The sequence below is a fragment of the Aromatoleum anaerobium genome, from assembly GCF_012910705.2.
GTDB classification, from domain to species: Bacteria; Pseudomonadota; Gammaproteobacteria; order Burkholderiales; family Rhodocyclaceae; genus Aromatoleum; species Aromatoleum anaerobium.
The window spans coordinates 249,320-261,425 of record NZ_WTVG02000040.1 but is presented as its reverse complement, the minus strand read 5'-3'; the positions used below and the strand labels follow the sequence as shown (position 1 = coordinate 261,425).

Genomic DNA, 12,106 nt, shown 5'->3' with positions numbered 1-12,106 from the left:
GGTCCGGCGGTTGGGCTACACGCCCGGGAACGCGCTCAATGTTATGACAATAATGAAATATCATGCAGGATCGTGCTGTGACGGTAATAGGGTGCATATCAAGTCGATTCCGCGCGGAACAGTCCGGCAGAATCTGCATTAGTGTGCAGTATTTTCTGCCCGGGCAGCGTTCAGGATTTGGCACCGGGACGAGTAATCCGGCCTTTGTCCGCTCGGACATTTCTTCGCCGCTCCGCTTGAAATTTTTACAGCACCCGCTCGTGTGCTGTCTGTTGACGCTGCGTGCGACAGGTTCCGCCACAGGCCCCCGCTTTGCTTCTTTCGCGCAGGCCGGAGTCCATAGGGGCCGTGGCGAGGCTGTCGAACGGAGGCCGGGAATGCACTTGCTCAAGCTGCTTCACTTCGCGGCACTGCTGGCCTGGTGCGGCACGTTGTTGTACATGCCGGCAATGATCGCCGCGGGCACGCGTCACAACCAGCCGATGTTCTACCGCGACCATGCCCACCTGATGAGGCTGCTGTTCACGCTGGTTGCGTCGCCGGCAGCGCTTCTCGCAATCATTTCCGGCACCGCGCTGTTCCCTGGCGCCGCCGCGCTCGAACCGTGGTTGATCCTGAAGCTTTCGGTGGTCTGCCTGCTGGTGATCGGTCATGCGTTGTGCGGCGTCCTGATCCTGAAAATCGAACGTCGCCCGGAGGGAAGGATTCGTCGTCATTGCGTGATCCTCGGCAGCGTGCTGACGGTCCTGCTCGGCGTGACGCTGTGGCTGGTGCTGGCCAAGCCGTTATAGCGTGGTCGAGTCCTCGATGGCCGCCTTATGACCGAGTTCGACACCGACCGCGTGCTCATAGACCAGCCGCCCGCCGAGATAAGCCGCCAGCCCGATCGTCCCGGCGGCCAGGAGCGACAGGTAGAGCTCCCACGCCGCGAGCTGTTCGGCCCCTGCACGGTAGCGCATCGCCCAGTTCAGCGTAGCCAGCGACAGCATCATCACGGCGATGACGGCGTGGCACCACGCGGTGATCTTTTCGCGGATGCGCTCGACCAACAGCAAGTCGGCGGCACCGAGCAGGCTCGCGATCCAGCCGCCGCCCGCCCCGACGCCGGCCAGCCACAGGCCGGCGCGCGCCCAGAACGGATCGCCGCTCACGAGCCACGCGACATCGGTGGCGACGAGCCCGATGAGCGCCGCGACCGGAAAGTGGATCAGCATCGGGTGAAGCGGGTGGCCGCGCAGCGCGGCGCGGCTGACGATCGATTCGGCGCCGGAGTCGGCGGATACGGGCATCGCGACCTCGCGGGTGGACGGGGGGCAGCCGTACCGATGCCATCGGCGCCGGCTGCTGTCCCGCCGGTGCAATCGATGCTCCCGGCGCTGGCCGTGCCGTGGCTTGCTGCCTGCGAAGGGCCGCAGTCGATACTCGACCCGGCCGGCCCCGCCGCGCGCGACGTGACCCTGCTGTGGTGGCCAATGTTGATCGTCGCCACCGTCGTGCTCGTCGGTGTCACCCTCGCGTGGATCGTGGCGATGGTGCGCAGGCCGCGCGACTTCAGCCCCGAGGAGGCAAAACGGCTCAGCCGGCGCTGGGTCGTTGGCGGCGGAATCCTGCTGCCGGCGGCGAGCATCGTGCTGCTGCTCGGGTTCGGGGTTCCCGCCGGCGACCGCATGCTGCCGCTGCGGGACCACGCGCCGCTGCGCATCGACGTGACGGCCCGGCAATGGCAGTGGGACGTAACCTATCCGGGCAGCCGTGTCGTGCTCGTCGATGAGCTGCACTTGCCCGCAGGTCGCCCGGTGCATATCCACGTCACCAGCGCCGACGTCATCCATTCCTTCTGGGTGCCGCGGCTCGGGCCCAAGATCGACGCGGTGCCCGGACGCACCAACGTCCTGCGCCTGCAGGCCGACGAGGCGGGATCGTTGCGCGGCCAGTGCGCGGAATTCTGCGGCACGGGGCACGCGCACATGGCGCTGAAGGTGCAGGTGCATACCGAGGCGGGTTTTTCCGCATGGCTCACGGAGCGGGCCGCCGCCTTCCCGCCATGATCGAAGGCCGCCCCGACGAGCTCCACCAGCAGTTCGATGAGGTGTGGGGCAATCCCCGCGGCTGGCGCGCCGCGACGATCGTGAACCATACCCGCATCGGTCTGCTGTTCCTTCTGACGGGCCTCGGTTTCTTCATTTTCGGCGGCCTGCTGGCAATGCTCATCCGCGCCCAGCTCGCGCTGCCGGACCAGACTTTCATGGACGCCGACACCTACAACCAGGTGTTCACGATGCACGGCACGGTGATGATGTTCCTGTTCGCCGTGCCGATGATGGAAGGCCTGGCGGTGTACCTGATCCCGAAAATGCTCGGCGCGCGGGACCTGGTGTTTCCCCGGCTCTCGGCGCTGGGCTACTGGTGCTACCTCTTCGGCGCGCTGATCCTCGCCGCGAGCCTGTTCCTGGAGCTCGCTCCCGATGCCGGCTGGTTCATGTACACGCCGTTGTCGAGCCTGCCGTACAGCCCGGGCGTGAATTCGGATTTCTGGCTGCTGGGGATCACGTTCGTCGAGATTTCCGCCGTCACCGCGGCGGTCGAACTGGTGGTGGCGATCCTGCGCGCCCGCGCGCCCGGCATGACGCTGCAGCGCATGCCGCTCTATGCGTGGTACATCCTGACGATGGCGATGATGATCGTGCTGGGTTTTCCGCCCCTGATCCTCGGCAGCATCCTGCTGGAACTCGAGCGCGCCGCGGGAATGGCGTTTTTCGACGTGGCCCGCGGCGGCGACCCGATCCTGTGGCAGCACCTGTTCTGGCTTTTCGGCCACCCGGAGGTGTACATCATCTTCCTGCCCGCGGCGGGCCTCGTCTCGACGATGCTGCCGGTGTTCGCCCGGCGTCCGATCGTCGGCTACCGCTGGGTCGTCGTCGCGGTGCTGACGACCGGCTTCATCAGCTTCGCGCTGTGGGTGCACCACATGTTCACCGTGGGCATCCCGCATCTGGCGCAGGCGTTCTTTTCGGCCGCGAGCATGCTGGTCGCGATTCCCACCGGTGTCCAGGTCTTCTCGTGGCTTGCCACGCTGTGGCTGGGCCGGCCCGTCTATCACGTGCCGATGCTCTGGCTCTTCGGCTTCCTCGTGATATTCGTCGCCGGCGGGCTGACCGGCGTGATGCTGGCGCTGGTGCCGTTCAACTGGCAGGTGCACGACACCCAGTTCGTCGTCGCCCACCTCCACTACGTGCTGGTCGGAGGAATGTTCTTTCCGCTGGTCGCGGCGGTCTATTACTGGCTGCCGCATTTTTCCGGCCGCATGCCGTCGCCGCGCCTCGGACGCTGGGGTTTCTGGCTGGTCTTCGGCGGCTTCAACCTCACTTTCCTCGTGATGCACTGGACCGGGCTGCTGGGGATGCCGCGGCGCGCCTACACGTATGCCCCCGGGCTCGGCTGGGACACTCCGAACCTGGTTTCCTCGATCGGCAGCTTCATCATGGCGATCGGCATCGCCACCGTGCTGGTCGACGTGCTGCTGCACTTTCGCTTCGGCGTGCGGGCCGCGCCGAATCCGTGGCACGCCGATACGCTCGAATGGGCCACGCGGCTGCCGCCGGCCGCCTACAACTTCATCAGCCTGCCGAGCGTCGATAGCCGCTACCCGCTGTGGGACCGCCCGGACCTGGTCAAAGAGATGGCGCGCGGCGAGCAGGGCCTGGCGGCGATCGCGCACGGGCGCCGCGAAACCTGGGGCACCGATGCCGTGACCGGCGAAGTGCGCGAGATCATCCACTTGCCCGGCAACACCTGGCTGCCGTTCGCCGTCGCGCTGGTGCTGTCGGCGGTGTGCATCGGCCTGCTGGTGAAGGCGTATGCCGTGGCCAGCGTCGCGATCGTCGCGGCGGCGATCCTTGTGCTGCGCTGGTCGTGGGAGAACGGCGCCCACGAAGAGGGCGGCACGGCCGTTCCGATTTCTGCCGGCGACCCGCCGTTGCACTGGCGTACCCACAACGGCCCCGGACGCTGGGGCATGGGCGTGACGCTGCTCGCGGACGGCGCGCTCTATGCGGCGCTTCTCTTCGGCTGGTTCTACCTGTGGACCGTCGCTCCGCAGTGGCAGGTGCCGGCGCAGTCTCCGCTCGACGCTCGCGGCATGCTCGCGAATGCCCTGCTGCTGACCGTGGCAACGCTGTGGCTGCGGCGGGTTCTCGCGGCGCTGCGGCGCGGTTCGGACGGACGGCTGCGCGGGCAACTCGCCGCGATCGCGGCACTCGGCCTGCTGCAGTCGGCACATCTGCTGTGGCTGATGCACGCGTCGGGCCTCGTGCCGAAGGCGACGGCCCACGACGCGGTGATTGCCGTCGTCCTCGGCTATACCCTTTTCCACTGCGTCCTCGCGGGAGTCGCGACCGGGCTGCAGGCGTGGCGGGTTCATTACGGCTATGTCGACCGTGCGGCGCCGTACGAGCCGATCGTGCTGGGGCAACTCTGGTATTACAACCTCGGCGTGGTGTGGAGCGCCTACTTCGCCCTGGTGCTGTTTCCTTCGACGTGGGGAGGCGGCTGATGATGTGGCTTTACCATCCGCTCCAGATCCCGCTCGGCCTGATCGTGTGGGGCGTATGGTTCATCGCGCTGTACAGTGGCCTGTCGGTCGGTTGCGCCGTCGCGCCGCCGGACGCGGCAGCAGGACCGTGGAACTGGCTCAACGCCGTGCTGGGCGGCGCGTCGCTCGCCACGGTGGGGCTGTTGCTTGGATTGTCGACGCTGTGCTGGCGCGCATCGCGCAGGGTCGGCAAGAACGAGCGGGCGAAGCGCTTCATCGCGCGGGTCGGTGCGAGCGTGCATCTGGTCGCGGCGCTGGCGACGCTGTTCATCGCGCTGCCGATCGTGGGTCTGCCGCCATGCGTCTGATCGCTGCATCGGTTCTGGTGCCGCTGCTCGTCACGGCGCGGCCGGCCGCGGCGCACGCGCTTTCCGGGTCGCTGCCCGCAGGCTTTCCGCTGCTCCTGAGTGCGGGGCTGCTGGGTGCCGCGTGCGGGCTCTACGGGATCGGGGCTCGGCGGGTGCCGCCGGGCCGGGCGCAGGCGACGTGGTTTTGCGCCGCGATGGCGATCGGCGCACTGGCGGTGTTCGGCCCGCTGGACCGCTGGGCGCAAGACAGTACGGCGTGGCACATGGTGCAGCACATTCTCCTCATCGTCGTGGTCGCGCCGTTCGGAGCGCTGGCCGGCCCCTTGTCGCAGTGGCGCGCCGCGACCGGTGCGCTATTGCGCCCGCTGTGGGCGACGATCCTGCGCTGCGGCCGTCATCCGCTCGCGGCGGCGATGGTGCACGGCGCGGTGATCTGGATCTGGCATGCACCGCGCATGTACCGGCTGGCGCTCGACGATCCGTGGTGGCACCTGCTCGAGCATGTGTTGTTTGTCGCAAGCGGCTGGCTCTTCTGGTGGTCCGTCCTATGCGGCCGCCGGCTCGCGCCGGGGCTGCTCGCGATCCTGCTGACGCTGATCCACACCGGGCTGCTGGGCGCGTTGCTGACTTTCGGCAGGGTATCGTTCTACGGCGACGGGCGCGCCCTCGAGGACCAGCAGCTGGCCGGGCTCATCATGTGGGTGCCGGGCGGCTTCGCCTATCTTGCCGCCGCCGGCTGGCTCCTGTGGCGCCGGCTCGGCGAAGAAACCGCGCCTGCCGCGGTGCCGGCACGGGATTGAATCGCGATGACCTCGCCAGCTGTCGCGATCCCGCAGCGTCAGCCGCCCGGCGCCGCCAGCCTCGACCAGCGCTCTCCCGCTTTCGCGTAGCGGTCCCAGGCGCCGTAGTGGCTTTCGACCGCGCCGCGCGGCAAGGCGAGCGCGACCAGCAGCAGACCGGCGATCGAAACCGTCGCGGTGCCGAGACCGGTATAGCCGTCGAGAAGCCAGGGCGCGAGCAGCAGCCATGCGCCGAAGGCGGCATTGATGAAGCGCAGCGGCCGCGCGACTTCGGCGAGCGCCATGATCGAAAAGGTGATCACCAGGGCGCCGACGACATGATCGTTGTCGGCCGCCGTGCCGGTCGCGTCGAACAGCAGCCGGCTGAGCATGAGGACCGCGCCGAGGACGATGCTGAGCGACAGCGTCCACGGTACGGTCACGCCGCCCTTGAGCATTTCGCGCAGCACGACCGGCGCGCGTTCCTCGAAATTGTCCGAATAGTCCGCGCTGCCACCCTCGATGGTGTCGCCGTGCAGCAGCACATGCCACAGCCACTTCCCTTGCCGGCGGCGCTCCTTGAGGAACTGGAGGGTCGCGAGGATCTCGTCGAAGGAGTATGGGATTTGCAGCAGCATCGCGGCGGCGGCCACGAGGCACAGCGTGCACCATGTGCCGATCACGAGCGGCTGGATGATGATGAAGAAAATGCTCACGGCGCCGAGCGGGACGATCAGCACGCCGAACAGCAGCACCAGCCACGGCAGCGTGCGCCAGCGCCGCTTGTCGCCGATGATGCCGGTGACGATCTCCAGCACATAGACGGCCGCGCCCAGTCCGGCATCGGAAACCGGCCAGGCTTCCGAAACCGAAGAGGTGATGATGCGCTCCGTGCCGTCGCCGAAGAACGGATCCCACGCTCCCGGGATATGGCCGAGCTGGAACGCGGCCAGATAGCGCGAGATGAACAGGCCCACCATCGCCAGCGCGATGATCGGGATGCGCTGGTTCCACGACGACGGGCTGTAGTCCCAGCCGGGAGGCGTGTCCGGCCCGGCAAGACGCGCAATCGGGCCGACGCCCGGCGTCGAGGGCACGCCGACCGCGAACAGGATCACCAACGCGCCAACGAGCGTGTCGCTGGCATAGGCGACGGCGCTCGGGCTCCAGAACACCAGCGGCGCGAACAGCAGCCAGGTGCCGAGAGCGGCGGTCGCCCAGCGCGCCCACGCGATGTGCCGCGACAGTGAGGCCAGCGCGAAGGCGGTGATCAGGAGTCCGCTGGCGATGTCGCTGACGGTCATCCAGGTGTCGGACAGGATGAGGCCGCGCTCGTTGGGCGCGACGAGTTCGCCGGGCTCCATCCAGCGATCGGCGAGCCCGAAGATGAACGGGCACGAGACGAGCCACAGGCCGAGCGCGGCGTTCGCGAAATGGCACCAGATCGTCTGCCGGTGTTCGCGCCGATCGAGCGCGTCGTATTCGGCGAGGAGCTGCGCCTCGGGCTGCGGCTGCGCGGCCAGGTCCTCGAGCCACAGCGGCAGCGGAATGTGGTTCGCCCTGTACCAGGCAGCCGGGCTTTGCCTGAGCCGGCCGATCATTTTCGGCAGGACCCGGCGCAGGCTGTGCTGCGGTCGCCAGCCGAGGAGCTCGGTCGCGCGCGAGATGTCGAGCTCGTAGTGGTCGTCCGCGAGCCACACCATGAACGGCTGGATGAATGGTTCGATGCCGCGGTCGATGGCGTCCGGCGTGACTTTTTCGACGACGTCCTGTGCCCACGCGCCGGTCGCCGCGACCGGTTTCGGTATCCGCCGCGTCCCCCACGGCTCGCCGTGGATGAGCTGCCCGATCAGGTTCTGCAGCGACTCGTAGCTTTCTGTCACCGGCTCGCCGATGAGCAGCGTGGTTTCGTCCTCCAGTCCATGGCGTTTCTCGACGACCAGCCGAAACGCCTGCGCGACGTCGTCCAGATGCACGAAGGCCTGGCCGTGGGCCGGATCGCCGGGGAAGACGTGGCCGAGCATCTGGCGCTCGTAGATGCGCTGGATCTGGTAGGCGAGGGACGGGACTTCGCAGTCGTCCGTGTAGACGCCGGCAATGCGCAGGATCACGGCCGGAATCCGCCCGCGCGTCGCGAGCACGGCCTCTTCGGCCTCGAGCTTCGATTGCGGGTACGGCCACTTCGGCGCGAGTTCGCTGTTCTCGTCGATCGGGACGCCCGGCTCGGTTGGCGCGTGGACCAGCATCGTGCTCGCATAGACGAACTGATCGACGTCGAAATCCTGCAACGCCTCCAGCAGCCGGCGCGTGCCCTGCACATTCACTTCGTCGTATTTCGGATCCGGCTGGCCGGAAAAATCGTAATAGGCGGCGAGGTGAATGACCGACGCGATATGCGTACCATGGCGTTCGCGAAGGGTGCGACAGGCCGCCGCGAGCGCGTCAGGCGAAGTAATGTCGACGTCGATGCAGTCGGCCGCCTGCCTGCAATCGCGCTCGAACCCGGCGACGGTGAAGCGCTCGCCGAGCGCCGCACCGATCGCGCTGCCGAGCCGGCCTGCCGAACCGGTGATGAGTACCAGCGGTTTCGTTGACGCCATGAAATGCTCCTCACGATCGCACGCACAAGGCTCCGGGTTGCGGAAAAAAGAACGGCTTCGCCTTCAGCCAGGTATCCACCCGGGGGGAAACAGGCTGTCCCAGTTTTTCTTGAAGCTCGCGATGATGATGCCGGGTTTTCGGAATATCGAACGCTGCAAGGGAGATGCCGGGAAGAAGATTCGGTCCGTCGGGACGAGCCGGTGCGCCCGTGTGAGCGGAAAACGGACTGCCGCCAGTGCCGGGGATGCCCTACGCCGCCGCGACTGCAGGCCTTCGTCGGAAGGGGCTGTCGAGCGACAAAGCAATACTCCACCGGCCGCCTGTCGAAGACCAACGCGAACTCGGCCCAGGGGCTTCCTGTACGCGAGACCCGTGAGTCCGGCTGAAAAAACTACAGCGCGTTGAAACAATTTCCCGGTCGCCGCGGCAACGGTACGGGCGCTTGCGGCAAGGCCTTCACGAACGGCTGCGGCGAGGGGAAGACTGGAAGGGCCTTCGCGTCACGTTGGCGCCAGCCCGTCGGTCTTGGCCGCCATGATGAAATCGTTGTCGTGGAGGCCGTTTATCTTCTTTGTCTGCCACGTCACGCGGGCCCAGCCCCAGCCGAAGCAGATGTCCGGATGATGGCCCTCGGTTTCAGCCAGCTCGCCGAGCTTCGCGACGAAGCTCATCGCGTCCTTGAAGTCGCCGAAAGTGAAGCTGCGCTCGATGCAGCGTCCGTCGTCCGAAAGGGTCCAGGCCGGCGTCTGCGCCAGATAGCGCTGGGCCTGCGCCTTCGTCATCGGAGGCACGCCGCCGCGGCACGGCGTGCATGTCCTGGACTGTAGCTCGTCGCTCATATCGGGATTCCTCCAAAGGCGAGTTCGATCCGGGCGAACACAAACGCTGCGCATCCCGACGAACGATCCAATGTAGATCGTCCCGGAACAACGTTCAAATGCCGCAGTCGCCGAAGGCGGGAATGACGATGATGGAGGCGGCTTTGTCCACCGGAGTCCCTCGTGACCGGGCAGCGGCATGAGACCCGTACCCTCCGCAATATTTTCCGCAATCACCTGGTTGAAACTCGGATTCAGTAAATAAACGGAATCAATTTGCGCACCCGCTGTTGATATTCGATGTAGTGGGGAAAGCGTTCGATCAGCCAGCGTTCCTCGCGTCTCGACTTGATGTCGAAGAACAGCAACAGCCCGGCTGCGTAGATCAGGGTAAGCCATCCGTGGATAAACAACGCCCAGCCGACCGCCATCAATATCACCCCGCAGTAGATCGGATGCCGCACCCCTCGATACAGGCCGGTGATCACCAGGGTTGCGTGCTCCCTGGGATGGGGCAGGGGGGTGAGGTTGGAGCCGAGGTGCAGTGCCGCGGCGACTGACATCGTCAACCCTGCAGCGATCAGCAAGGCGCCAACGACTGACGTGACGACGGCTGCGGTTTCCGGCCAGGGTGGCAGGCCGGGGGCGGTTCTTGGCCCGAACAGGATGAGGGCGAAGAGGATTGCCTGCAGGACGACGAACCATTCGCCGCGATGGCCTCTCCACCAAGGTTGTTTTGAAGAATGCATGTTTCCTCCTCTGGTCCGTCCACTCCGCGGCTGAGCATCGAAGTCGCCCTTACCTCACTCGAGATGCAGGCCGGAGGCAACCGGCAGCTTGATGATGGTGTAGGATTCCGGCCCCATTCCGGGATACGCCGCGAATCGCCCGTCCAACCTCTGTCGGCAGCCATCGCGTCCGTCCTGACAGGCCATAATTACGACAATATTTCATCTTCGGGTTTTTTGGGCGGTTCGGAGATGACTCACTGCGCAAATCCGTGGGATTTCGCAGCGGATCAACAAACATATCGGGGTGGTGACCCCGGCGAGGGAGGTGAGGTGATGTCGGCAACCCAGTTCGACGCGGCTGCGCTCGTCAACCGGTCCCTTCGTTGGGAGAGCGATACGCGTTACTACATCGCCTTCGTGCACCAGGACCTCTTTGGCGATCTGGTGCTGTCGCGGTACTGGGGAGCCAAGGAAACGCGCCAGGGGGGTGAGCGGCACGAGCGCCTGACCTGCCTCGAAGATATCGAGGTGCGCCTGCAGGAGATTCTGCGGGTACGCGAGCGTCGCGGTTATCGACTCGTGCCGTCGCATTGAGTGGACACGCAGCGTCGATTATCAGTCGGGGATGATCAACGTGGAGAGCACATTCCAACAGGGGCGGCTTGTACGCGATGGTGCGACGCCGACCTGTCCAACTGGCGCCTGGAAGGCATTATCCGCCGGGCGACAAACGAACTACTATTGCCACTGACACCTCCTTCGGCAAAGGAGTCGCGGCATGTGTGGTCGCTACGCCCTCTATGGTTCGATCTCCCGGCTGCGCGAGCAGTTCGGCTGCGATATCGACCCGCTGATCCTGGACTTTCCTCCGCGCTACAACGCAGCCCCGATGCAGAGGCTGCCCGTCATCCGGCAACTGGCCACGGGCGAACGGGTGGCGCATTTGCTGCGCTGGGGCCTCATCCCGTCCTGGGCGAAGGACGAGACGATTGGCACGCGCCTCATCAACGCTCGCTGCGAGACCCTCGCCGAGAAGGCGAGCTTCCGCAATGCGTTCAAGAGCCGCCGCTGCCTCGTGCCGGCGTCGGGGTTCTACGAATGGAAGAAGGTTGCGGGCGGAAAACAGCCGTATTTCATTCGCCCGGCGAATGACCGCCTGTTCGCTTTCGCAGGGCTATGGGAGCGCTGGAGCAAGCCCGACGGCGAGACGCTCGACACCTTTACGATCATCACGACGGAGGCGAACGAGGCGCTGGGCGAACTGCACGACCGCATGCCCGTCATCGTGCCCGAGGATGATTACGACCTGTGGCTGAGCAAAGACACGCATCCGGAGCTGGTGCGCCGATTGCTCGTGCCGTACGACTCCGTTCTAATCCGGATGCACCCTGTGACGAAGCGCGTCGGCAACGTGCACAACGAAGGCCAGGAACTCGTCGCCCCGCTCGAAGACCGCGCCCCGTGAACGTTTCGGTGCGCTCCGACCCTGCATTGCCGATTGGAACGAGCGAGGGCAGGAAGGGCAGCGGCCCTGATAGGCGCAACCCTTGTCGCAGACAGGATCACGGGGAAGAAAGGCAATCAGGTGGCAACCGAGCGCTTGGCCAAGCGCGGTGAACGTGAAGCGGGGGCCGAAGCCCCCGCCCGCCGTCTTTGGTAACAGGGCTCAGGCAGCCCCGGCTGTTGCCTTAAGCGGCTACAGCGAAACGCTCATCGTTGGCGTTTGTGGATTTGCGCGGATTACGTCCGTCGCCTCTCGGGTTGCCTGCTCACCATTGCCCGCCCTGTCGAAACCGGTGCACCCCCACACTGGACACTCTCGAGAATGCCCACTGTGGAGGTGGCGGGAATCGAACCCGCGTCCAGAACGTCTCCGGGTTGCCGGAATTACAACCATGTTTTGCACTATAAGGGCAGTGCCCCTCCAATTTCAAGTGTACTGGGGTTTTTTTACACGCCAGCGCGCCAGTATCTTTGTTCCACGGCGTTGTAATTGAAGCAGGTCAATCACGCCCCCTCCTGCCCTTTTTCCGAAACAGGGAGTTGTGAATGTTTTTGTGGGCAATGACCAGAAACCTGAATTAATTCACGCTTCAGGCATTTTTCCGTTTAATAGGCATATTTGCAAATGGTAACATTTGTCATGTTTATCAGGATTTTGTGCTCACATTGCTCCCGCATCTTCGCCGCACGGCGGCGAATGCGTCGCCGTCTTATGGATCACGCCAGCCACCTCCCGCTTGGCCTTGCACATCGGCCGCAGTCACTGCCCCATCGT

General features: G+C 65.6%; 11 protein-coding genes and 1 other RNA gene. 7 read left to right on the top strand and 5 right to left on the bottom strand.

Annotated features, from left to right (window positions below; translation table 11 throughout):
• The first annotated feature begins 377 nt into the window (after positions 1-377).
• Positions 378-791, top strand: a complete 414-nt coding sequence (locus tag GO606_RS16800; protein ID WP_169118115.1) for a CopD family protein — start codon at positions 378-380, stop codon at positions 789-791.
• Here the strand turns inward: GO606_RS16800 and GO606_RS16795 are convergent.
• The gene (locus GO606_RS16795) at positions 786-1,289 is read right to left on the bottom strand and encodes a DUF2231 domain-containing protein (RefSeq protein ID WP_169118114.1); all 504 of its coding nucleotides are present in this window, start codon (positions 1,287-1,289) and stop codon (positions 786-788) included. The two genes, GO606_RS16800 and GO606_RS16795, sit on opposite strands and share 6 nt — an antisense overlap.
• Positions 1,290-1,364: 75 nt before the next feature.
• Here GO606_RS16795 and coxB point away from each other — a divergent pair, with 75 nt between their 5' ends.
• From coxB to GO606_RS16775, 4 genes are read left to right on the top strand one after another with little or no spacing between them, the layout of a single operon-like run.
• The gene (coxB, locus tag GO606_RS16790) at positions 1,365-2,048 is read left to right on the top strand and encodes a cytochrome c oxidase subunit II (protein WP_169118113.1); all 684 of its coding nucleotides are present in this window, start codon (positions 1,365-1,367) and stop codon (positions 2,046-2,048) included.
• Entirely contained in the window at positions 2,012-4,552 is a 2,541-nt protein-coding gene (gene ctaD / locus GO606_RS16785) for a cytochrome c oxidase subunit I (RefSeq protein ID WP_246979683.1), read from the top strand. The genes coxB and ctaD overlap by 37 nt, the downstream gene beginning before the upstream one ends.
• The gene (locus GO606_RS16780) at positions 4,552-4,899 is read left to right on the top strand and encodes a hypothetical protein (protein WP_169118111.1); all 348 of its coding nucleotides are present in this window, start codon (positions 4,552-4,554) and stop codon (positions 4,897-4,899) included. The genes ctaD and GO606_RS16780 overlap by 1 nt, the downstream gene beginning before the upstream one ends.
• On the top strand, positions 4,890-5,699 hold the full coding sequence (locus tag GO606_RS16775; protein WP_169118110.1) for a cytochrome c oxidase assembly protein: 810 nt from the start codon (positions 4,890-4,892) through the stop codon (positions 5,697-5,699). Before GO606_RS16780 ends, GO606_RS16775 begins: the two co-directional genes overlap by 10 nt.
• A gap of 38 nt (positions 5,700-5,737) precedes the next feature.
• Here the strand turns inward: GO606_RS16775 and GO606_RS16770 are convergent, their stop codons facing one another.
• The 3 genes from GO606_RS16770 to GO606_RS16760 all read right to left on the bottom strand — a co-directional run bounded on the left by GO606_RS16770 (position 5,738) and on the right by GO606_RS16760 (position 9,846).
• Entirely contained in the window at positions 5,738-8,278 is a 2,541-nt protein-coding gene (locus GO606_RS16770; protein WP_169118109.1) for an NAD-dependent epimerase/dehydratase family protein, read from the bottom strand.
• Positions 8,279-8,779: 501 nt separating this feature from the next.
• Entirely contained in the window at positions 8,780-9,118 is a 339-nt protein-coding gene (locus GO606_RS16765) for a 4a-hydroxytetrahydrobiopterin dehydratase (RefSeq protein WP_169118108.1), read from the bottom strand.
• A gap of 233 nt (positions 9,119-9,351) precedes the next feature.
• Complete coding sequence (locus GO606_RS16760) at positions 9,352-9,846, bottom strand: methyltransferase family protein (protein WP_169118107.1); 495 nt, start codon at positions 9,844-9,846, stop codon at positions 9,352-9,354.
• Positions 9,847-10,161: 315 nt separating this feature from the next.
• On the opposite strand from GO606_RS16760, the gene GO606_RS16755 reads away from it, so the two are divergent.
• Together GO606_RS16755 and GO606_RS16750 are read left to right on the top strand one after the other, a co-directional pair.
• Positions 10,162-10,422: a hypothetical protein gene (locus tag GO606_RS16755; RefSeq protein WP_169118106.1), complete on the top strand. Its 261-nt coding sequence runs from the start codon at positions 10,162-10,164 to the stop codon at positions 10,420-10,422.
• A gap of 184 nt (positions 10,423-10,606) precedes the next feature.
• Complete coding sequence (locus GO606_RS16750; RefSeq protein WP_169118105.1) at positions 10,607-11,293, top strand: SOS response-associated peptidase; 687 nt, start codon at positions 10,607-10,609, stop codon at positions 11,291-11,293.
• A gap of 155 nt (positions 11,294-11,448) precedes the next feature.
• On the opposite strand, the gene ssrA is transcribed toward GO606_RS16750, so the two are convergent.
• Positions 11,449-11,776: a transfer-messenger RNA gene (gene ssrA / locus GO606_RS16745) on the bottom strand.
• Positions 11,777-12,106 lie beyond the last annotated feature (330 nt).